General features: G+C 69.8%; 22 protein-coding genes. 8 read left to right on the top strand and 14 right to left on the bottom strand.

Annotated features, from left to right (window positions below):
* Positions 1-50: 50 nt before the first annotated feature.
* Positions 51-887 carry a helix-turn-helix transcriptional regulator gene (locus tag J7E86_RS07980; RefSeq protein ID WP_251018831.1) on the bottom strand — a complete coding sequence of 279 codons (837 nt, stop codon included), beginning with the start codon at positions 885-887 and terminating at the stop codon, positions 51-53.
* Between the two features lie 205 nt (positions 888-1,092).
* Here J7E86_RS07980 and J7E86_RS07975 point away from each other — a divergent pair, with 205 nt between their 5' ends.
* Complete coding sequence (locus tag J7E86_RS07975) at positions 1,093-2,568, top strand: MFS transporter (RefSeq protein WP_215080826.1); 1,476 nt, start codon at positions 1,093-1,095, stop codon at positions 2,566-2,568.
* Between the two features lie 90 nt (positions 2,569-2,658).
* On the opposite strand, the gene J7E86_RS07970 is transcribed toward J7E86_RS07975, so the two are convergent.
* The 4 genes from J7E86_RS07970 to J7E86_RS07955 all read right to left on the bottom strand — a co-directional run bounded on the left by J7E86_RS07970 (position 2,659) and on the right by J7E86_RS07955 (position 6,822).
* Entirely contained in the window at positions 2,659-3,984 is a 1,326-nt protein-coding gene (locus J7E86_RS07970; protein ID WP_215080825.1) for a hemolysin family protein, read from the bottom strand.
* Positions 3,981-4,478 carry an rRNA maturation RNase YbeY gene (ybeY, locus tag J7E86_RS07965; protein ID WP_215080824.1) on the bottom strand — a complete coding sequence of 166 codons (498 nt, stop codon included), beginning with the start codon at positions 4,476-4,478 and terminating at the stop codon, positions 3,981-3,983. Before ybeY ends, J7E86_RS07970 begins: the two co-directional genes overlap by 4 nt.
* Before the next feature lie 13 nt (positions 4,479-4,491).
* Positions 4,492-5,493, bottom strand: coding sequence for a PhoH family protein (locus J7E86_RS07960; RefSeq protein ID WP_215080823.1), 1,002 nt, complete (start codon positions 5,491-5,493; stop codon positions 4,492-4,494).
* A 159-nt stretch (positions 5,494-5,652) separates the two neighbouring features.
* Positions 5,653-6,822 (bottom strand): carbohydrate kinase family protein, encoded by a 1,170-nt coding sequence (locus tag J7E86_RS07955; RefSeq protein ID WP_215080822.1) that lies wholly within the window; start codon positions 6,820-6,822, stop codon positions 5,653-5,655.
* Positions 6,823-6,892: 70 nt separating this feature from the next.
* Here J7E86_RS07955 and J7E86_RS07950 point away from each other — a divergent pair, with 70 nt between their 5' ends.
* Positions 6,893-8,233: a 6-phospho-beta-glucosidase gene (locus tag J7E86_RS07950; RefSeq protein ID WP_215080821.1), complete on the top strand. Its 1,341-nt coding sequence runs from the start codon at positions 6,893-6,895 to the stop codon at positions 8,231-8,233.
* 100 nt (positions 8,234-8,333) lie between these two features.
* Positions 8,334-9,128, top strand: coding sequence for an HAD family acid phosphatase (locus tag J7E86_RS07945; RefSeq protein WP_215080980.1), 795 nt, complete (start codon positions 8,334-8,336; stop codon positions 9,126-9,128).
* A 25-nt stretch (positions 9,129-9,153) separates the two neighbouring features.
* Here the strand turns inward: J7E86_RS07945 and J7E86_RS07940 are convergent, their stop codons facing one another.
* The 5 genes from J7E86_RS07940 to J7E86_RS07920 form a co-directional block, all read right to left on the bottom strand.
* On the bottom strand, positions 9,154-10,062 hold the full coding sequence (locus J7E86_RS07940) for a ribonuclease Z (RefSeq protein WP_215080820.1): 909 nt from the start codon (positions 10,060-10,062) through the stop codon (positions 9,154-9,156).
* 4 nt (positions 10,063-10,066) lie between these two features.
* Positions 10,067-10,426, bottom strand: coding sequence for a histidine triad nucleotide-binding protein (locus J7E86_RS07935; protein WP_215080819.1), 360 nt, complete (start codon positions 10,424-10,426; stop codon positions 10,067-10,069).
* A 67-nt stretch (positions 10,427-10,493) separates the two neighbouring features.
* Positions 10,494-11,573, bottom strand: coding sequence for a lipopolysaccharide assembly protein LapB (locus J7E86_RS07930; protein WP_215080818.1), 1,080 nt, complete (start codon positions 11,571-11,573; stop codon positions 10,494-10,496).
* Positions 11,570-12,961 (bottom strand): 26S protease regulatory subunit, encoded by a 1,392-nt coding sequence (locus J7E86_RS07925; RefSeq protein ID WP_215080817.1) that lies wholly within the window; start codon positions 12,959-12,961, stop codon positions 11,570-11,572. Before J7E86_RS07925 ends, J7E86_RS07930 begins: the two co-directional genes overlap by 4 nt.
* A 34-nt stretch (positions 12,962-12,995) precedes the next feature.
* Positions 12,996-13,634 (bottom strand): hypothetical protein, encoded by a 639-nt coding sequence (locus J7E86_RS07920; RefSeq protein ID WP_215080816.1) that lies wholly within the window; start codon positions 13,632-13,634, stop codon positions 12,996-12,998.
* A 155-nt stretch (positions 13,635-13,789) separates the two neighbouring features.
* Here J7E86_RS07920 and J7E86_RS07915 point away from each other — a divergent pair, with 155 nt between their 5' ends.
* Positions 13,790-14,929 carry a DUF1266 domain-containing protein gene (locus J7E86_RS07915; protein WP_215080815.1) on the top strand — a complete coding sequence of 380 codons (1,140 nt, stop codon included), beginning with the start codon at positions 13,790-13,792 and terminating at the stop codon, positions 14,927-14,929.
* Positions 14,930-14,987: 58 nt separating this feature from the next.
* On the opposite strand, the gene J7E86_RS07910 is transcribed toward J7E86_RS07915, so the two are convergent.
* The gene (locus J7E86_RS07910; RefSeq protein WP_215080814.1) at positions 14,988-15,623 is read right to left on the bottom strand and encodes an RICIN domain-containing protein; all 636 of its coding nucleotides are present in this window, start codon (positions 15,621-15,623) and stop codon (positions 14,988-14,990) included.
* A 231-nt stretch (positions 15,624-15,854) separates the two neighbouring features.
* On the opposite strand from J7E86_RS07910, the gene J7E86_RS07905 reads away from it, so the two are divergent.
* Both J7E86_RS07905 and J7E86_RS07900 read left to right on the top strand, forming a co-directional pair.
* Complete coding sequence (locus tag J7E86_RS07905) at positions 15,855-16,109, top strand: hypothetical protein (protein ID WP_215080813.1); 255 nt, start codon at positions 15,855-15,857, stop codon at positions 16,107-16,109.
* A 31-nt stretch (positions 16,110-16,140) separates the two neighbouring features.
* The gene (locus J7E86_RS07900; protein WP_215080812.1) at positions 16,141-16,833 is read left to right on the top strand and encodes an aspartate/glutamate racemase family protein; all 693 of its coding nucleotides are present in this window, start codon (positions 16,141-16,143) and stop codon (positions 16,831-16,833) included.
* Positions 16,834-16,836: 3 nt separating this feature from the next.
* On the opposite strand, the gene J7E86_RS31805 is transcribed toward J7E86_RS07900, so the two are convergent.
* Complete coding sequence (locus J7E86_RS31805; RefSeq protein WP_215080811.1) at positions 16,837-17,439, bottom strand: ATP-binding protein; 603 nt, start codon at positions 17,437-17,439, stop codon at positions 16,837-16,839.
* 231 nt (positions 17,440-17,670) lie between these two features.
* Between J7E86_RS31805 and J7E86_RS07890 the strand changes: the two genes are divergently transcribed.
* Positions 17,671-18,522 (top strand): helix-turn-helix transcriptional regulator, encoded by an 852-nt coding sequence (locus J7E86_RS07890; protein WP_215080810.1) that lies wholly within the window; start codon positions 17,671-17,673, stop codon positions 18,520-18,522.
* An 11-nt stretch (positions 18,523-18,533) separates the two neighbouring features.
* Positions 18,534-18,725: a DUF397 domain-containing protein gene (locus tag J7E86_RS07885; protein ID WP_215080809.1), complete on the top strand. Its 192-nt coding sequence runs from the start codon at positions 18,534-18,536 to the stop codon at positions 18,723-18,725.
* A 272-nt stretch (positions 18,726-18,997) separates the two neighbouring features.
* Here the strand turns inward: J7E86_RS07885 and J7E86_RS07880 are convergent, their stop codons facing one another.
* Positions 18,998-19,432, bottom strand: coding sequence for a VOC family protein (locus tag J7E86_RS07880; protein ID WP_215080808.1), 435 nt, complete (start codon positions 19,430-19,432; stop codon positions 18,998-19,000).
* A gap of 579 nt (positions 19,433-20,011) precedes the next feature.
* The gene (locus J7E86_RS07875) at positions 20,012-20,467 is read right to left on the bottom strand and encodes a hypothetical protein (protein ID WP_215080807.1); all 456 of its coding nucleotides are present in this window, start codon (positions 20,465-20,467) and stop codon (positions 20,012-20,014) included.
* Between the last annotated feature and the right edge of the window lie 435 nt (positions 20,468-20,902).

Below are 20,902 nucleotides of genomic sequence, written 5' to 3'. Positions count from 1 at the left end.
AGGGGCGAGCATATGCAGTGCCCGTACGAACCCTCACCGGGGCCCGCGTCTCAGCCCGCCACCGAATACATCCCCCCGCGCCGGCCCTCCGGGGAGTTCAGCCACTCGACCTTCGCGGCCGTGCCCGACTCCGCCACGGGATTGTGCAGCACGATCGTCAGGTCCGGCCGGGCCGGTACGCGCAGTTGGGTGCTCTCGAAGTACAGGGCGCCGACCAGCGGGTGCTCCAGCTCCTTCACCAGCTGGCCGCCCGCCCGCACGTCACCGCGTGCCCACAGCTCCGCGAACTCCGCGCTCTCCTCGGACAGCTCCGCGACGATCGTCTCGAAGCCCTCGTCGTCGGGGTGCTCCGAACAGGCGGCGCGGAACTGGGCGACGACGCGGTCCGCGTTGGCCTCCCAGTTCGCGGCGCGCGAGCGGTAGACGGGGTCGGTGAAGAAGGTGACCAGGCAGTTCTGCACGGTCTCCGGGCGGAAGCCCATGACCATGGCGGCCGACTCGTTGTAGGCGATCGTGTTCCAGTACGGGTCCATGATGTGCGCCGGGAAGGGCATCCAGGCGTCGATCAGACGGTGCAGCCCGTCGCACAGGTACTCCGGGTCCTCCGCGGACTCCGGCAGTGGCGGGTTCAGCCCCGCCAGGACGTACAGGTGGCGGCGCTCCGGACCGGTCAGCCTCAGCACCCGCGCGACCGCGTCGATCACCTGCGGGGAGACGGTGATGTCACGCCCCTGCTCCAGCCACTGGTACCAGGAGGCGCCCACTCCGGCCAGGACCGCGACCTCCTCCCGGCGCAGGCCGGGCGTGCGGCGGCGGGCCCCGCCGTCCGGCAGCCCCGCCTCGGCCGGGCTCACCCGTGCCCGGCGGCTCACCAGGAAGTCACGCAGTTCCTGACGGCGGCGCGGCTTCCCTCCCGCCCGCGCCCGCGGCGTCGTGCCCGCTGTCGTGAGCGCCGTGGTCGTGTGTGCAGCGCCCGGTGTCGCGCTCGCTTCGCTCCGGCTGACGGTCAACGGTCCCCCTTGCCTGGTGGTACGACCACCACCATAAGCACTGTCTCCCCACGGCTATTCCGGTTGTCCGAGGGTGATGACCATGGCGCTCGACACCTCCCCCTCCCCTTCCTCCCTGTCCTCCGCACCGGCCCCGGGCACGGCCGCCGAAGCCCGCATGTCCGCCCGCGCGAAACTGATCCTGCTGGTGCTGTGCGCCGCGCAGTTCATCGTCGCGCTCGATTTCTCGATCCTGAACGTGGCGCTGCCCGTACTCGGCGACGACCTGGGCATGGGCCAGGCCGACCTCCAGTGGGCGGTCACCGCCTTCGCGCTGCCGTCCGGCGGCTTCCTGCTGTTCTTCGGCCGGATCGCCGACCTCTACGGGCGGCGCAGGCTCTTCCTGACCGGCCTGGCCCTCTTCGCCGTGGCCTCCGTGCTCGCCACCCTCGCCTGGAACCCCGCGGCCTTCCTCGCCGGCCGCGCCCTCCAGGGCCTCGGCGCCGCCGTCATCGTGCCCACCGGCATGTCCCTGCTGACGACGACCTTCACCGAGGGCCCGCAGCGCGAACGCGCGCTCGGCATCAGCGCCACCCTCCTCTCCCTCGGCTTCACCATCGGCATGGTGCTCGGCGGCGTCATGACCGACACCCTCGGCTGGCGCTCCACGATGGGCCTGCTGGCCGTGGCCGGCGTGGCCGTCCTCGCCGTGGCCCCCGGCCTGCTGACCGAGTCCCGCCGCGCCGACCGCCCCCGCCTGGACGCACCGGGCGCGGCGACCGTGACCGGCGGCCTGCTGGCCCTCATCTACGCCCTGTCGACGGCGGCCCAGCGGGGGTTCGGCGGCGCCGACGTCTTCGGCACCCTGATCGCCGGCATCGTCCTGCTCGTCGCCTTCGTCCTCATCGAGTCCCGGGCCGCCGAGCCGCTCGTGTCGCTGCCGATGCTGCGGCGCCGGTCGGTCGCCTGGGGGAACCTGGCCGGTCTGGTCACCTTCTCCATGATGACCACCGTCGTCTTCCTGCTCACCCTCTACCTCCAGGAGGTCCTGGACCTCTCGGCCTTCTCCACGGGCCTGATCTTCGGTGTGCAGGGCGTCTTCGCCGCCGTCGCCGGAATCACCGCCCCGAAGGTCATCGCCCGCTTCGGCGCCCGCGACACGCTGGTGGCCGGGCTGCTCCTCCAGGCGGTCACCACCGCCGCGCTGCTGGGCCTGGGCCTGGGCTCCGCCGGCGCCTGGCTGGCCCTGGCGGCCGCGTCCCTCGCCTGCGTGGGCCATCTGTGGGCGATCGTCGCCTACGGCGTGACCGCCACCTCCGGCCTGCCCGACGGCGAACAGGGCCTGGCGACCGGCCTGGTGACCAGCTCTCAGCAGCTCGGCATCACCATCGGCATCCCGCTGCTCAGCGCGCTGTCCTCGGCGCACATCGCCTCGCTGCGGGACGGCGGTACGGGCTTCGCGGAGGCCACGCTCGGCGGGATCCGGCTGGGCCTGGGCGTCGACGCGGCCGTCGTCGCGGCCGTCGCCGTGCTGGTGGCGGTCGGCCTGGGCCGGGCGCGCGCGGCACGCGCCGCCTGACGGGAGCACGGCTCGCGCCGGCGTCGGACGCCATGCGAAAAAGCCGCCCGAGAGATCCCCCTCGGGCGGCTTCCGCACACGTCCGGGCGGCTACTCCCCCGCACCCTCGCCGCCGTGCGCGTCCTCCCACACCGGCTCCACCAGCACCGTCACGATGCGGTTGCGGCGCCCGGCCGCGGACTCCGCGGTCAGGCGCAGCGCCCGCAGGCCGCCCGGCACGGAGAGCCCGTACGCGAGGAGGTCGACCTCCGCGGTCGCGCCGGCGATCGGGACCCGGCCCAGCCACTTGGCCAGCAGTCCGCCGACGGTCTCCACGTCCTCGTCGTCCAGCTCCAGGCCGTACAGCTCGCCGAGGTCGCCGATGTCGAGCCGGGCGGTGACCCGGTGGCGGCCCTCGTCGAGCTCCTCGACGGGCGGCAGCTCACGGTCGTACTCGTCCGTGATCTCGCCGACGATCTCCTCCAGGATGTCCTCGATCGTCACGATGCCGGCCGTGCCGCCGTACTCGTCGATGACGACGGCGCAGTGGGTGCGCTGCTGCTGCATCTCGCGCAGCAGGTCACCGGCGTTCTTGGTGTCCGGCACGAAGACGGCGGGCCGCATGGCCGTCGAGACCAGCTCGGACTCGGCGTCCCGGCTGATGTGCGTCTTGCGGGCGAGGTCCTTGAGGTAGACCATCCCGACGATGTCGTCCTCGCTCTCACCGGTCACCGGTATGCGGGAGAAGCCCGAGCGCAGTGCCAGCGTCAGCGCCTGGCGGATGGTCTTGCCGCGCTCGATGACGACCAGGTCGGTGCGGGGCACCATCACCTCGCGTACGAGCGTATCGCCGAGCTCGAAGACGGAGTGCACCATGCGGCGCTCGTCGTCCTCGATGAGCGATTCCTTCTCCGCGAGGTCGACCATGGCCCGCAGCTCCGCCTCGGACGCGAAGGGACCCTTGCGGAAGCCCTTGCCGGGGGTGAGGGCGTTGCCGATGAGGATCAGCAGCTGCGGAACCGGGCCCATGACGCGGGCCAGCGGCAGCAGCACGTACGCCGCGGCGGTCGCGGTGTTGAGGGGGTGCTGGCGGCCGATGGTGCGCGGGGAGACCCCGACGGCCACGTAGCTGACGAGGACCATCACGGCGACGGCGACCGTCAGCGCCTGCCAGGTGGCCTCGAACTCGCGCAGGCAGACGTAGGTGACGAGGACGCCCGCCGCCATCTCGCACGCGACGCGCACGAGCAGCGCCACGTTGAGATAGCGGGTCGGGTCGGCCGCGACGGCCATCAGCCGGGCGCTGCCGCGCCGGCCGGACCGTACGGCCTCCTCGGCGCGGAACCGGGTGGTCCGGGCCAGGCCGGCCTCGGCGCAGGCCGCCAGCCACGCGATGACGAGCAGCAGGACCGCGACGGCGATCAGCTGACCGGTCACGTGATCGTCGGCGCCGGGGAGGGCCCTTCGATCCCGCGCTCGGCACGCCACCCGTCGATGATCGCCGCCTGGAGGCCGAACATCTCGGCCTTCTCGTCCGGCTCCTCGTGGTCGTAGCCCAGGAGGTGCAGGACGCCGTGGACGGTCAGGAGCTGGAGCTCCTCGTCCATGGAGTGCCCGGTCGGCGCGTCCTGGCCCTGCTTCTCGGCGACCTCGGGGCAGAGCACGATGTCACCGAGCAGGCCCTGCGGCGGCTCGTCGTCGTCCTTGGCCGGCGGACGCAGCTCGTCCATCGGGAAGGACATGACGTCGGTGGGCCCGGGGAGGTCCATCCACTGGATGTGGAGCTGCTCCATGGCGTCGGCGTCGACAACGATGACCGAGAGTTCGGAGAGCGGGTGGATGCGCATCCGGGCCAGGGCGTAGCGGGCGACCTCGAGGATCGCCTGCTCGTCGATGTCCGTGCCGGATTCGTTGTTGACGTCGATAGCCATCGTCTTCGGTTACTTACTTTCCATTGCGCTCGTCGAACTGCTCGTACGCGTCGACAATACGGCCGACCAGCTTGTGCCGGACCACATCGGTGCTGGTGAGCCGCGAGAAGTGGACGTCCTCCACGCCTTCCAGGATGTCCACGACCTGGCGCAGGCCGCTCTTGGTGCCGCCCGGGAGGTCGATCTGGGTGACGTCACCCGTAATGACGATCTTGGAGTCGAAGCCGAGGCGGGTGAGGAACATCTTCATCTGCTCGGCGCTGGTGTTCTGCGCCTCGTCGAGGATGATGAACGCGTCGTTCAGCGTGCGGCCCCGCATATAGGCCAGCGGCGCGACCTCGATCGTCCCGGCGGCCATCAGGCGCGGGATGGAGTCCGGGTCGAGCATGTCGTGCAGGGCGTCGTAGAGCGGCCGCAGGTAGGGGTCGATCTTCTCGTAGAGCGTGCCGGGCAGGAAGCCGAGCCGCTCGCCCGCCTCGACGGCCGGCCGGGTCAGGATGATGCGGTTGACCTGCTTGGACTGCAGGGCCTGTACGGCCTTGGCCATGGCCAGGTAGGTCTTGCCGGTGCCGGCGGGGCCGATGCCGAAGACGATCGTGTGCTTGTCGATGGCGTCGACATAGCGCTTCTGGTTGAGCGTCTTGGGGCGGATGGTGCGGCCGCGGTTGGAGAGGATGTTCTGGGTGAGGACCTCGGCGGGCGTCTCGGTGCCCGCTCCCTCGCCGCCTTCTTCGCGCAACATCGCGATCGACCGTTCCACCGCGTCCTCCGTCATCGGCTGTCCGGTGCGGAGCACCAGCATCATCTCGTCGAACAGGCGCTGCACGAGGGCGACTTCCCGCTGCTCCCCGGTGGCGCTGACCTCATTGCCGCGGACATGGATGTCGACGGCGGGGAAGGCCTTCTCGATCACGTGCAGCAGGGCGTCCGCCGAGCCCAGGACCGTCACCATGGGGTGCTTGGCCGGGACGGTCCAGCGGGCTGTCGCCTGCGGTCGTGTGGGTGTCTGAGTCATGGGCCGGCACTGGGGCCTGCTCATCCCTCTTTCCGTGTCTGACTGACTGGGTCCGTATGCCTCTGTTCGGCTCTGTGCGCAGCGGTCCGGGGCCGCGTTTCCGCGTCCACCTGCCCGGATATCCAGGGTACGACGGTGCACCGACAAGCCCGAGGGGTTTTACGGCTGGCGGAATCCGAGCGTGGGGACGGCCCGGCGCAGCGGCCAGGGCCGGGCGGCGGCGGGCAGCAGGTTGTCGAGGAAGGCGTAGCTGCGCAGCGCGGCCGGCGTCTGGTCGTCGTAGGTTCGTACGTGCTTCCACCAGGCGGCGACCTCCACCCAGCCGGGCGCGGAGAGCGACCCGCCGAACTCCTGCACGGACAGGGCGGCGGTCAGCCCCGCGAAGGCGAGCCGGTCCGCGAGCGGCCAGCCGGCGAGCGTGCCGGTGACAAAGCCCGCGACAAAGACGTCGCCGGCGCCCGTGGGGTCGAGTGCCTCGACGGCGATGGCCGGGACCTCGGCGCTCTCGCCCGTGCGGCTGTCGACGGCGAAGGCGCCCTTCTCGCCCATGGTCACGACGGCGAGCGGCACCTTCTCGGCCAGGGCGCGGGCGGCGGCGCGCGGGCAGTCGGTGCGGGTGTAGCGCATGGCCTCCTCCGCGTTGGGCAGGAAGGCCTCGCAGTGCTCCAGGTCGGCGAGGTCGGCGGGGTCCCAGCGGCCGGTCTCGTCCCAGCCGACGTCGGCGAAGACCCGACTGCCCCGGCGGGCGGCGTGCGCGATCCACTCCTCCTGGCGGCCGGGCACGAGCAGGGCGACGCAGGCGCGGGCGGGCGGCGGGCACTCGGGGGCGGGTTCCTGCGGCGGCGGGGCCTCGTGGCCGTGGGAGACCATCGTGCGCTCGCCCTCGTACGCCATGGAGACGGTCACCGGGGAGTGCCAGCCGGGGACGGTGCGCGAGAGGCCCAGGTCGATGCCCTCGCCGCGGGAGAGCGCGTCCCAGCAGTACTCGCCGTACATGTCGTCGCCGAAGGCCGCGGCGAGGGAGGTGCGCAGGCCGAGCCGGGCGAGGGCGGTGGCCATGTTGGCGATGCCGCCGGGGCTGGAGCCCATGCCCCGGGCCCAGGACTCGGTGCCGCGCACGGGGGCGGAGTCCAGGCCGGTGAAGATGATGTCGAGGAAAACAGTGCCGGTCAGGTAGACGTCGGTCTGGGGGTCGCCCTCGGCACGGACCTCGGCCAGCGGGTCGAGGACGGGCGCCGCCCCGGCGAATCCCTCGGCGCCTGCCGTGTCCCCGAAGCGCTCACCAGGGAAGGCCGACGGCGGTGTCGCATGAGGCGAAAAGATCGTCATGCTCGCTCGCTACTCCTCTCACGGGTGCGGGTCCGGACAGTCTGCCCGATGCTGCGATACGTTCCGTTCCATGAGGCTGACGATTCTCGGCGGTGGCGGATTCCGGGTTCCCCTCGTGCACCGGGCCCTGTTGGACGACGCGCGACGCACCGCCCCGGGGCGGTGCACCGAACTTGTCCTGTACGACACCGATCCCGTCCGGCTGAAGGTGATCGGCTCGGTGCTGGCCGCGCAGGCGGCGGACGTGCCGGGAGCGCCGGTGGTGCGGGTGGTCCGCGAGCTGGACGAGGCGCTGCGCGGCGCGGACTTCGTCTTCTCCGCGATCCGGGTGGGTGGCACCGCCGGACGCGTGCGCGATGAAAGGATTCCGCTCGGCGAGCGCGTGCTGGGCCAGGAGACGGTCGGCGCGGGCGGTGTGCTCTACGGGCTGCGGACGATCCCGGTCGCGCTGAACATCGCCGAGCGGGTCGCGGCGGTCGCCCCGGACGCCTGGGTCATCAACTTCACCAACCCCGCGGGCATGGTGACGGAGGCCATGCGGACCGTGCTGGGCGACCGGGTGATCGGCATCTGTGATTCACCCGTGGGGCTGGTGCGGCGCGCGGCGCGCGCCGCGGGCGCGGACCCGGACGAGGCGCACTTCGACTACGTGGGCCTCAACCACCTCGGGTGGCTCCGTTCGTTGACGCACCAGGGCAAGGACCTGCTGCCGGGGCTGCTGGGCGACGAGAAGCTGCTGACCTCCTTCGAGGAGGGCAAGCTCTTCGGCGCGGAGTGGCTCCAGGCGCTGGGCGCGCTGCCGAACGAGTACCTGCACTACTACTACTTCCGCCGCGAGACGCTGCGCTCGGTGCTGGACTCGGTGGAGACCCGGGGCGAGTTCCTCGACCAGCAGCAGGGCCACTTCTTCAGCACGGCGGCGGCCGCGCTCGACAAGGCGTACGAGCTGTGGGAGCGGACCCGGCGCCGCCGGGAGGAGACCTACATGGCGGAGAGCCGGGCGGCGAGCGGCGGCTGGCAGCGCGATTCCTGCGACCTGGACGGCGGTGGCTACGACCGGGTGGCGCTCGCGCTGATGCGGGCGATCTCGGGCGACGTCAGCACCCGGCTCGTACTGAACGTCGCCAATGGCACGACCGTGCCCGCCCTGGCCCCCGGGGCCGTCATCGAGACGGTGTGCGAGGTGGACGCGCGCGGCGCCCGGCCGCTCGCGTGCGCCCCCCTGCGGGAGGACCAGCTCGGGCTGATGCTCCAGCTCAAGGCGGTCGAGCGGGCCACGATCGAGGCGGCCGTGTTCAGAGACCGCGGTGCCGCGCTGCGCGCGCTGGCGCTGCACCCGCTCGTCGACTCCCCGGCGGTGGCGGCCCGCATCCTGGAGCGGGCGGCGGACTCCCCGGCTCTGCGCGCGTAGACAGCTCTTGACCAGGTGGTGCGGCACCCTCTAGCTTCGCGCTGCACCCACCTTGTTACTCAGGAGTACGAACGTGCCGCCGAAGTCCTCGAAGTTCCCGATGTCCCTCAAGCCCTCGAAGCGCCTGGGCATCCGAATAGCCGCCGCCACCGCGGCCCTCACCGTCGGTGGCGGTCTCTACGCGGCGGGCGCGGCCAGCGCCGACCACTCCGTGCCCCGCACGGACAAGGAGATCCCGAACCTCACCCAGGTCCAGGACAAGATCAAGGCGTTCTACGGCGACACCGTCGACAAGTCCGGGCAGCACTACGCCTCGCCCGACAGCAACTACGCCAAGCAGGTCGCGGACATCGAGAAGAAGGCCAAGGCCCAGATCGACCGCGCCGTGAAGAACGGCAAGCACCTCAAGGGCAAGCCGGCCATCGTCGTCGACCTCGACGACACCACCCTGCTGACCTACAACTACGAGCTCCAGCAGGGCTTCCACTTCACGCCCGAGTCGCAGGACGCGTACCTGAAGTCCACCGACATGGCCGCGGTCTTCGGCATGCCCCAGCTCGTCAACTGGGCCCAGTCCAAGGGCGTGACGGTCTTCTACGTCACCGGCCGCGGCGAGCACCAGCGCGAGTGGAGCGCGCGCAACCTCAAGAACGTCGGCTACAAGCCCGTCGCCGACACCGCGCACTTCTTCCTCAAGAACAAGCAGACCCCGCCGGCGTACCTGCCCTGCGGCGCCACCTGCACCACGGTCGAGTACAAGTCGGGCACCCGCAAGCACATCGAGTCCCAGGGCTACGACATCGTCGCCAACCTCGGCGACCAGTACAGCGACCTCCAGGGCGGCTACGCCGACCGCATATACAAGCTGCCGAACCCGATGTACTACCTGCCGTAATCCACCGCGCGGTCCCCGCGCCGGCTCACCGGCGCTTGGGAACGGGAACGCGCATCAGGTCCCGGGCGACGGACAGCTCACCGTCGAAGCCCGCCGCCCGGGCCTGCCGCTCGAAGACCTCCGGGTCGTCGTAGCGCTGCGAGAAGTGCGTCAGCACCAGGTGCCGCACACCCGCCTCGGCGGCCACCCGGGCGGCCTGGCCCGCCGTCAGGTGCCCGTGCTCGACCGCCAGGGCCTCGTCCTCGTCCAGGAACGTGGACTCGATGACGAGCATGTCGCAGCCGTCCGCCAGCTCTTGGACGCCCTCGCACAGCCGGGTGTCCATCACGAACGCGAACCGCTGCCCGCGCCGCACCTCGCTCACGTCCTCCAGGGTGACGCCGCCGAGCGAGCCCTCCTTCCGCAGACGCCCCACGTCCGGCCCGCCGATCCCGTGCCGCGCCAGCAGCTCCGGCAGCATCCGCCGCCCGTCGGGCTCGGTCAGGCGGTAGCCGTACGACTCCACGGGATGCGAGAGGCGGCGCGCCCGCAGCTCGTACGACGGGGTCCTGGCCAGCACCCCGCCGGCGCCGGAGACCGGCTCCTGCGCCAGCGGCACCGTCTCGCGGTAGGCCGTGGCGTACCGCAGCCGGTCGAAGAAGCGCTGCCCGCTCTTCGGGTAGTGCGCGGTGACCGGGTGCGGCACCCGGTCGAGGTTGATGCGCTGGATGACGCCGGCGAGCCCGAGGGAGTGGTCACCGTGGAAGTGGGTGACGCACAGCCGGTTCAGGTCGTGGGCGGCCACCCCCGCGCGCAGCATCTGCCGCTGGGTGCCCTCGCCGGGGTCGAAGAGCAGGCCGTCGCCGTCCCAGAGGAGGACGTAGCCGTTGTGATTGCGGTGTCGTGTCGGCACCTGGCTGGCGGTGCCGAGGACGACGAGCTCCCGTACGGACAACGGCTTAACCGGGCGGCCAGTTGAGGCCGCGCCCGCCCAGGACGTGCGCGTGCGCGTGGAAGACCGTCTGCCCGGCGCCGCTGCCGGTGTTGAAGACGACGCGGAAGCCCTTGGCGTCCACACCCTCCTGCGCGGCGACCTCGCCGGCCTCACGCAGTATGTCCGCGGCGATCTGCGGCTCTGCGACCGCGAGGGAGGCCGCGTCCGGGTGGTGCACCTTGGGGATCACCAGGACGTGGGTGGGCGCCTGCGGGTTGATGTCGCGGAACGCCAGGGTCGTCTCGCTCTCGCGGATGACGGTCGCCGGCACCTCCCCCGCGACGATCTTGCAGAACAGGCAGTCGGCCTGCGGTTCTCCCGCCACCGGTGGCTCCTCGTGTCGTCGGCTCGTACGTCCGGGATGCTACCCGCCCGCCCCCGCGCGCCGGTGATCAGTCCGCCGACCGCATGGCGGCGCGCTCGAACCAGATGGTCAGCACCAGGGGGACGGCGCCCACGAGCACGAGCGTGCGCAGCACGCCCCGGTCCGTCCACGGCGCCGTCAGGGCCACCACCGCGAAGAGCATCCCCCACAGGGCCTGCCCGACGGCCAGGCGCGCCCAGAAGAAGCGCCGCAGCAGCAGGCGCGTGCTCATCCGGGCGCCGCGCGGCAGCTTGCGGTAGATGCGCCACGCGCCCACGGCCCACACCACGGCCATCAGGACCAGCCCCCACATCCGCGTCGGCCACGGCGCGGGCAGGCCCGTCGGGTCGTCACCCGTCGGGAACACCCGGGCGTCGAGCGTCGCGATGAGCAGGCAGAGCAGGGCGAACCAGCGGGTGCGGCGCAGCAGCCGGTAGACGACGCCGTGCAGTCTGCCCTCGATGTGGTCGGCGTCCGGATCGGCGCCGAGCGCCTCGCTGTACTCCTTGGCCAGCTGCGGGAGCTTCGCCTCGTTCGCCTCGTCCTTCATGCGCGCGAGCTCCGCGCGTGCCCAGGCGTCGGTGGGTTCCAGGCGCAGCACGGTGTGCAGCGCCTGCTCGGCGATGTCCGGCCGGTCCATGTCGCGGGCGATGTAGTAGAGCGTGGAGTGGGCGCCGAGCAGCTCCGGATCGAGGGAAATCCCTTCCAGGGCGACGTCGTACGCCTCCTCCAGGCCGGCCTCGTCCGGCATCATCCGCAGCGCCTTCGCCAGCGCCACCCGCGGCGCCGCCGCCTGCGGGAGCAGGCGGCGGGCCTCGCGGGCGGCGTCGGCCGCGTCGTACACCAGGCCCCGGAAGCGGAAGGAGTCGCTGCGGCGCAGGTGGGCGTCACCCCGGTACGGGTCGAGGCGCAGTGCCTCGTTCGCCGCCTCCATGGCGCCCGTGAAGTCCTCGGCGGAGTTGCGGCAGGCGGCGAGCCGCTCCCAGGCGAAGGCGTCGTCCGGCTCCTGCGCCACATGGCGCACCAGCAGTTCCTGCGCCTGGTCCCGGCGGTTCACCTCCATCAGCGCCATGGCGCGGGCCAGGACGGGGTGGACGGTCTCGCTCACAGCATCTTCTTCCGCTTCAGATACGCCAGGAGTTCGTCGTACAAGCCGCCCTCGTTGGCGAACTGCGCGACGTTGCGGGCGGAGGAGAACCACGGTCCGGTGGAGGGCCGCACCTGGTCGAGCGCGGCGAGGAGGTCGGACATCTCGATCAGGCGGGCGCGGCCGGTGCGGACGGAGTCGAGCAGGGCCCGTTCGGACGCGGACTCGCACAGGTGCCGCAGGTCCGCGCCGGAGAATCCGTCGGTCCGCTTGGCCAGCTTGCCCAGGTCGATGCCGGCGACGGGCCGGTCCTTGAGGTGGTGGTGGAGGATCCCCTCGCGGGCGGTCCTGTCGGGCGGCAGGACGAGCAGCATCCGGTCGAAGCGGCCGGGGCGGCGCAGCGCGGTGTCCACGTCCCAGGGGTGATTGGTCGCGGCGAGGACGAAGACGCCCTCGTTCGCGGTGCCGTCGACGCCGTCGAGCTCGGTGAGGAGCTGGTTGACGGTGTTGCGCATGCCGTTGTGGCGGATCTGGCTGCGCTTGGCGCCCAAGGCGTCTATCTCGTCGAGGAAGAGGACGCAGGGGGCGTTGCGGCGGGCGGTCTCGAAGAGCTGGCGCAGGTTCCGCTCGGAGTTGCCGATCCACATGTCGAGGACGTCGCTGATGCTGACCGACATGAAGCGGGCGCCGAGCTCGCCGGCCACGGCGCGGGCGATGTACGTCTTGCCGCAACCGGGCGGCCCGTACATCAGCAGTCCGCCGCGCAGGCTCTTGCCGTAGAGCTTGCGCAGTTCGGGGTTGCGCATGGGGGCGAGGAAGGCGGCCTCCAGGCGCTCCTTGACCTCGTGCATGCCGCCGACGTCGGCGAGCGTGATGCTGCCGGTCTCGACCTCCCAGAGGGAGGAGTCGTCGTCGGAGCCGGTGCCGGTGCCGTCGGTGGTGAGGGGCGGCTCGGGTGTCTGGGGTTGTTCCTCTTCCTCCGGTTGGCGCGGGGGCTGGACGAAGCGGGGCGGGATGACCTCGGAGAGCTCGCTCTCGGCGCTCCTCCAGTCGTACGCGCCGTCCGGCGGCCGCGGGGCGGCGGGGACGACGGCGGGGGGCTGGACCGGGGCGGTCGGTGCCTGGGCCGGTGCCTGAGTCGGTGCCTGGGCAGGTGCCTGAGTCGGCCTCTGCATCGAGCTCTGTGCCGGGGCGCTCGGGGCGGTGGGTGCGACGGCGCGCGCGATGAGCGTGTGCGCCTCGGTGTTGCCCGGTTCACGCTGGAGGGCGGCGGCGACATGGGCGATGGCGTCCTGAGCGTGTCCCCCGTCGAGCAGAAGCTGGGCGAGGTGCAGGCGCAGGGGCACGTCGTCGGGGGCGGCGTCCACCGCCGTGCGCAGGCTCTTGATGAGCAGGGACTCGTCGGACATGCCCCCAGCCTATGCGGGGCGCGGCCGTGCCTTCCTACTTGCCTCCGGGCTTGTCCGTGGCCTTGTCGGCGGGCTTGTCGGCAGGCTTGTCGGTGCAGTCCGGTGAGGGTGAAGGGCCGGTCGGCGGACGGGTGGTGCGCCCGGGCTTCGCGGGGCTGTCGTGGTCACCCGGCTTCTGCGTCTTCGGCGGCGTCTGCGACTTCGGCGGCTGGTCCGGCTTGCTGTCGCCACCACCGGTGACGCCCTCGCCCGAACACTCCCCGAGCACACTCGCGGTGAAGGCCGTCTTCCCGTCGACCTTGGCCGTCAGCCGCCCCCGCACGCAGGACTGGCCGTGGATCCCGGTGACCCGCCCGTAGACGATGATCTTCTGGTTGCCGCCCGTCCTGCCCTCGCAGTCGACACCGACGGCCGTCACGGGACGGGGCGAACCCTTGTCGGTCGTACCGCCCTGCTCGGCCGTGCCGATGCAGGTGAGCCACTGCACGTAATAGCCCTCCTGCTGGAGGCGCGCGGTGGCGCGCTGGTCCGTGGTGACGGCGACGATGACCGAGTCGAGACCGCCCACGCCCGGTTCGCAGCCGGTGAGCATCATCACGGCGGGACCCAGGAGCGCCGTCACCCCCGCCGCGTACAGGACTTGCCGGGCCCGTAGGCGCCGCAATGCACCCATAGAGGACAGCGTCCCACTGGCACGGCCGCCACGGAAGGGCGGCACCGGACACGTCCCCGAGCGCCCCCGGGGCACGCCCCTTCCCGACGCGTGGCGCGTCCCGGCGCGTACGTCCGTCCTAGAGTGATCCGGTGAGGACCTCAAGACCACGTGCGATGGCGGCGAGCCGCCCATGGCAACCCGCGACAAGGATCGAGGAGCGGCTGCGCGAGGCCGCGGCGAAGGGGGACGAGAAGGGGTACCTGCGCGCCCTCGCGGACGCCGACCTCTACATCTACCTGCCGAAGGAGGACGTCGACGCGGGCGGCAGCTCCACGTGGAAGACCTTCGACGACGAACTGGGCAACTGGTGCATCGCCGTGTGCACGACGGGCGAACGCCCGCCTCGCCGGGCCCGTCTCGTCGCCTCCCGCACCTCCCTGCGGACGCTGGCCGAGCACTGGCCGGACGCCCGCTTCTCCCTCTACGTGAATCCCAACTCGCCGGCGGGCATGCGATTGCGGGCACGCGCCTGGGACCGCCGCCGCTGGAAGCGGATCGCACGGGAGGCGGACGCGGTCACCCTGCTCACCAAGTACACGGGCCCGCGCGCCGGTGATCTCGCCCACGCGCTCGGCTGCGGGGCGCATCTGTCCGTGACCAATGGCGTGCTGTGGAACGAGATAGCGGACGTCTATCACGACTACGAAATGGACGTACGGCTGCTGAGGGAGTCGTGGGGCACCAGTACGCCCCAGGACTGGCAGCGGGAGATGAACGCGCTCCTGGCGGCCGACAACAGCCCCGTGGGCCCCGAGTTCGCCCTCAGCGTCCGCCGTGAGCTCTCACGCGAATCCGGAGTCCCGCTCCGCCCGTACGTATGGCGCCGCGCGTGCACGGCCCTGCTCGCCGACCTGGACGCACCACCGGAGGCCGACGGAGAGATCCAGGAACTGATCGGCCGCATCCTCCGCTACGAGGCCCGCTTCCGCGCCGACGGCCTCCTCCCGCCGGAGGGCTACGTCCGCAGCGCCGTCGGCTACGACTACGGCCGCGCGGTCGGCTTCGCCCGCTGGGGCCTGAGCGCCCGCCTGTGCCCGGCGGAGGCCGCCGAAGGCGCGATCCTCCGCGCGGGCGCGCTGTGCCGGACCGCCTACGACTCCTGGGCGGACTTCTCGGCGGGCTACGCGGTGGGGCGGGTGCTCCGCTTCGACACGGAGGAATTCGGCGAGTGGTACGAGAACGTACTGACCGCGCACCGCGTGCTGATGTCGGAGCCGGAAAGCCCGTGGCGGACGATCGAGTGGGCGGGATAGCGGTTCAGCGAAACCGTCGGCCCGCGGAACGGCGGGCCGACGGCTGTTTCCCCGCCGGCTAGCGGTTGAACGTCCACTTCTGATTGGTCCAGCCGTTGCAGCCCCACAGCTGCACCTTCGCCCCGTTATTGGGGATCGTGTTGGTGTCGCCGTCGAGGCATTGGGAACCGAGACGGTTCTGGAGGTTGGTGCCGTTCCACGACCAGATCTGGTTCGTCCAGCCGTTGCACGCCCACAGTTGCACCTTGGCACCGTTATTGGGGATGGTGTTGGTGTCCCCGTCCAGGCACTGCGACCGGTATCCGTTCTGGATCGTGTAGTTCCCGGTGGGCTGTCCGGGCGCCGGCGTCCAGTACCAGCTCTGGTTGTCCCAGTTGTTGCAGCCCCAGAGCTGAACGACGGCGCCGTTATTGGGGATGGTGTTCCGGTCCCCGTCCAGACACTGATTACCGAGATGGTTGGTGAACGCGGGAGTGCGGTAGACGACGTCCGCGGCGGGCTTGGCGGACGATCCGACGCCGGGAAGCTGGTCGGCGGATCTGATGTCCACCACTCTCTTGCCGGCGGCGGGTCCGGTGAGCGGGCCCTGTGCCTGGGCCCCTGCCGCTGCTCCCAGCGTGAACGCCACGGCACCCAGGCCCGCGGCGATGCCGAGCCCCATGCGGGCCTTCCGCGTCTTCTGCGTGTTCTGCATGGTCGCCCTCATTTCTCAGGTACGGAACGGAACGTACTGACGTACCGCCACCGAGCGCCGACGAGGCAGCGGCGACTGTGCTGGGGACCATCTGGACACAGAGGCCACGCACTTGCCAGTGCCGGGCGTGAACTGAACCGTCAGGTTCCGGCCGAAGGCGTCCGACGGGAAGCCAGAGGGGGGCCACGCCACGGATAAGATCGCGCGATGCCCTCTCTGATAAACGTCCTCATGACCCTGCTCGGCATCTGCGCGGTGGTGTTCGGCGTCATCAATGCCTTCAACGTGCGCGGCATTGTGACCCGCCGCGTGCAGCGCCTCCACAGGAAGCTGGAACTCAACCATCTGGCGAGCGGCCGCCTCGGCCCCACGTTCATCCCCATCACCGGAACAGCGGGCTATCTCCGATTCCTGGGCGCGGTGATGATTCCCTTTGGACTCATCATGACCTTGGCAGGGATGATGCTGCTGATCCGCCATTGGTAGCGCGGCAGCCGGCACGGGGAGAGGGGAAGCGATGCGGACGATCGGCTTGATCGGCGGCATGAGCTGGGAGTCGACGGCGGAGTACTACCGGCTGTTGAACGAGCGCACGCGCGACCGGCTGGGCGGTCTCCACTCGGCCCGCTGTGTGCTGTACTCGCTCGACTTCGCGGAGATCGAGCGACTGCAGGCAGAGGGCCGCTGGCCGGAGGCCGGCGAAATCCTGGCCACGGCCGCCCGGTCGCTGGAGGCGGCCGGCGCCGACATGGTGCTGATCTGCACCAACACCATGCACAAGGTGGCCGACCAGGTCGAAGCGGCGGTCTCGATCCCCCTGCTGCACCTGGCCGACGCCACGGCGGACGCGGTACGGGCAGCGGGCCTGCGCCGGGTCGGGCTGCTCGGCACCGCGTTCACCATGGAACAGGACTTCTACCGGGGCCGCCTGGCGGCGGGCGGGCTCGACGTACTCGTCCCGGACACCGAGGGCCGGGCCCTCGTCCACCGCGTGATCTACGAGGAGCTGTGCCTGGGCGTCGTACGGGAGGATTCACGCGCCGCCTACCAGAGCGTCATCAAAGACCTGGTCGCGGCGGGCGCGGAAGGCATCATCCTGGGCTGCACGGAAATCGAGCTGCTCATCGGCACGGAGGACAGCCCCGTGCCGGTCTTCCCGACGGCGAGACTGCACGCGGAGGCGGCGGTGGAGGCGGCGCTGAGGGCTTGATCGTCACCAGACCGCCCCTTCGGGCAGAAGGTGCGCGCTGCGGAAGTGCCGGCGCACGGCGATGGCGGCGTCAATGGCGTACTCCTCATCACCCTCACCGGTGACGCGCCGCCGCACGGCCTCCAGGGCGGCGCACTCCTCACACCCCACGGGGGACGCCCGCTTGGGAGCCACCAGCTCGAACCACAGCATCTTCCCGCCGGCCGACCCATAGCGCTCCGGTTCGAACGTGTAACTCCCCCACCGGTCGGCCCACCGCCGAACGAGCCACAGCCCGCGCCGCCCGCCCTCGACGCCTGCCGTCCCGGGCAGGCTTTCCCCCGCTTCTCCGAACGCCGCCGGAACCTCCGGACCGGAGTCCCACACACTCACCCGTAGCCGCCCGCCCTCCCGCCCACGCAGCCGCAGCGAGCAGGGCCCGTCGGTGTGCACGTAAGCGTTGGTGACCAGCTCACACGCCAGCAGCTCGGCGACATCGCCGAGTTCACCCATCCCGTGCCTGTCGAGAACCGCCCGCAGAGTACTTCGGGCCACGCCGGGTGCCCGCGGATCGCGAGGCAGTTCGAGGTTGTACGCCCAGGGCTGAGGTTTGGCTACGGTGGCCATGGAAGTCTCCTGGCGGGAGGTGGAGTTGGATCACTCAGGCAACGTCGAGCGGTGTCTTGCCGCCGGTCACACGGGCGGTGCGCTTCCGCGTTCGCGGCGCCGCGCTGGAGTGGCGTGGGTCACACCGTAGCGACTCGACGTATAACTTATTCGCCGAGCGGTCCAAATAACTCACTTGCCACCCGCACGGGCGACACGCGCACACCGTGTACGAATGAGGAGAGACCGCGGATGCCTGTCAGAAACACCTCAAGCGCCCGTCAACAACGCCTCGGGCTTGAGCTTCGCAAGCTCCGTGAGGCCGCAGGCATCTCCTCGACCGAAGCGGGCCGGCTACTCGGCACCAGCCAGGCCCAGATCAGCAACATCGAGTCGAGCCGCGTGGGCGTCAGTGGTGATCGCGTCCGCGCGATGGCGCACAACTACACCTGCGCAGACGGCGCCTTCATCGATGCTCTGGTCGGGATGGCGGGGGAACGGAAGCGGGGCTGGTGGGAGGAGTACCGCGAGTCGCTCCCCACGAGCCTGCTGCACCTTGCGGAGATCGAGCATTACGCCACGGCACTGCGAGTCGCCCAGGTCGTCACCATCCCGGGGCTGCTACAGACCTCCGAGCACGCCCGCGCCATCTTCCGGGAGTTCGTCCCACCGCTCAAGCCACATGAGCTGGAGTACCGGGTGTCCCATCGGATCAAACGCCAGGAGATTCTCTTCCGGGACGAGCCTCTGTCATACACGGCGATCATTCACGAGGCCGCACTGAGGATGCAGTTCGGCGGTCCTGAGACGGCCCGAGCCCAGCTCACCCACCTCCTCAACATGGGCGAGCGCGACAACATCACCATCGCGGTTATCCCGTTCGACGGCACGTCCTTCCCCATCGCGGGGCACGGGGTCGACTACCTCTATGGCCCTGTAACCCAACTGGACACCGTCCAGCTCGACACCGCACATGGAGGAGAAACCCTCCACACAACAGCTCAGGTGAAGAGATACGGCCTGACGCTCGACCGCATGGAAGAAGCCGCGCTAACCCCCAATGCGTCAAGAGACCTCATCCAGCAGATCGCTCGATCCACCTGAAGGGAATTGACTTGAACATCCTGCGGTGGCAAAAGTCGTCGTTCAGCGAAGCGGCGTCGTCCTGCATCTACCTGGCAGAGGCCCGTACCGGCACCATCCACCTCCGCGAGAGCGACACCCCGGAAGCCATCCTCACCACTACTCCCGACAGACTCCGCCACCTGATATCCCGCATAAAGGGAGGCACCCTCACGCGGAGGTGAATCCGATCACCGACCCGTCAGCGGCACCCTGGGTGTCCAGTCTCAGCGGACCTGTTCCGGTGTCACCGAAGCTAAGCCGAGCCGCACGGCGCGGAGCAGATTCGTTGACACCGGCTCGGCGCGTCGGGACGATCCGGACTCCGAGGCGCGCAGGTGCCGGAGCAGGGCCCGCCGGAATGGAGCAGATGCAGTGAGACGAAGCGGAGAACATCCCGAACTGTCCCGTCGCATCTTGGCCAATGGGGACAGAGCGAGAACTCGTTCGCGGCCCCTCAGTCGATACAGAACTCGTTGCCCTCAATGTCCTGCATCGGGATGCACGACTCGTTGACGTCATCGGCAAGCAGCGTTCGCACGTGTACCGCGCCGAGCGCGACCAGTCGTGCGCACTCGGCCTCAAGTGCGGCGAGACGCTCGTCACCCACGAGTCCGGTCCCGACCCGCACGTCAAGATGCAGCCGGTTCTTGGCGGCCTTCCCTTCGGGAACGCGCTGGAAGTACAGACGCGGGCCCACGCCTGATGGATCACTGCAGGCAAAGCTTGCGTCCTGCTGCTCAGGTGGCAGCGAGCGCTTGAAATCGTCCCAAGTGGCAAACCCCTCCGGTGGCGGCGGTACGACGTACCCCAACACCTCGCACCAGAAACGAGCGAGGCGCTCAGGTTCTGCGCAGTCGAAGGTGACTTGGAACTTCATGATCGACGCCATCGGCCCACCATAGTGACCCGTGCTGTTCACCGCGACCCCGCGGTGTCATCGCCGCGCAGATCGAGGTCTCGCGTGACATGAGTAGAGCCAACGGACCAGATCGCCTGAGACGGGGGCCAATTCGCATGAGACGGGACACGAACGGAGCAGTTTCGGTGAGACCTTCCGAAACCGGTCTGTCTCACCGAAACTGCTCTGCACAGGTCGCAGCCGTGGGGGTGGAGCAGATTCAAGGGGACGGGACACTGGGCCCCTTCGCGACTCCCGCTGCCGCCAGCAAGCCGATGACCGGAGGACCCTCCCGGTACGCCCAGGTGGACGGCTGACGAAGCAACGCCTCAAGGAGCTCACCACTGACGCGCTCCCCGCCTTCATGAGCCGGCCAGTCCTCACCCCGGTAGACGTGAACGCGCTCCGTCTTCTCGAAGTGGCGGATGACCTCAGCAAAGACGGGCGCAAACGCTTGCCAGTCCGCTTCGTCCTCGCTACCGGTCCAGTCCGCAAGCACCGACCACAAGGGAGACATCTCTCTCGCGTTGACCAACACGCACTCTTCTTCCGCAGAGAGGCCGTGTGGTCTCATTCTGAGGGTCGCATCTGCTGGAAAATGACCGTTGGCCCGTCATCAGTATCTGCAACTCGCACCTCGAAGCGCTTCCCCGGAAAGGTGCGGGCAAGGGCGGCTTCCCAGGAATAGGCTAGGGCTTGTGCAATATCTTCAAGTGCCGCCTCCTCTTCGGGAGTGTTTCCGCAGTCGATTGCGTATCCCACCACGAAGCGGTTCAGTACGGACTCGATCCTGTGAACATCCCCACCTAGATTCTGGTGCCACTCCTCGAAGTTTTTCAGATCGTAAGAACTACGCCTGATGATGCACCCCTGGACCTCGATGAACTCAGGGTTCATCAGGTGCGAAAAGGCCAGCCAGATGCCGACGGTGCAATGCTCGCTGAGGAAGTCGGCGAATCCCAGCCGACTACCCCCCTCAAATCCGTCGATCCACGATTTGATTTCTGGGTATTCATCAGGATTCACAGGTAGTCACCTCCTTAGGTGCCGGGGATGGGATTTCCGTCTGGACGAGTTCCTCCTGGCCTTTCCTCAATTGCAGTAACCCTTTCCGACCTTTGGATTCACATGCCTCTTCAGCTCCACCACGTGCGGCGGTGGTACGTCGGCATGCGCTGCGGAATCCGAATCTAGCGGACGAAAATTTCGATATCTTCCAGCGCATCTTCTGCAGCGCCGGACATGATCTCGTCACTCAGCAGAGCGCGAAGCCGCTCCAAACCTTCCGAAGACACCACTCCATGAATCCGCGCCAGATGGCCGAGCGAGACAGCAGCACACCTTCGAATCTCCGCAGAGTCGTGCTGCAAAAAACGGACCACATGAGTCTCGATCCAGTCCCTATCCGGGCTGGCCAGAGCAGCGGCTATCAGAGTTTCGCAAATATCCGACTCGGATCCG

The organism is Streptomyces sp. ISL-11 (genome assembly GCF_018614525.1).
Classification (GTDB): Bacteria; Actinomycetota; Actinomycetes; order Streptomycetales; family Streptomycetaceae; genus Streptomyces.
Note: the sequence above shows the minus strand (reverse complement) of the source record. Positions and strands in the feature narration are given on the sequence as shown.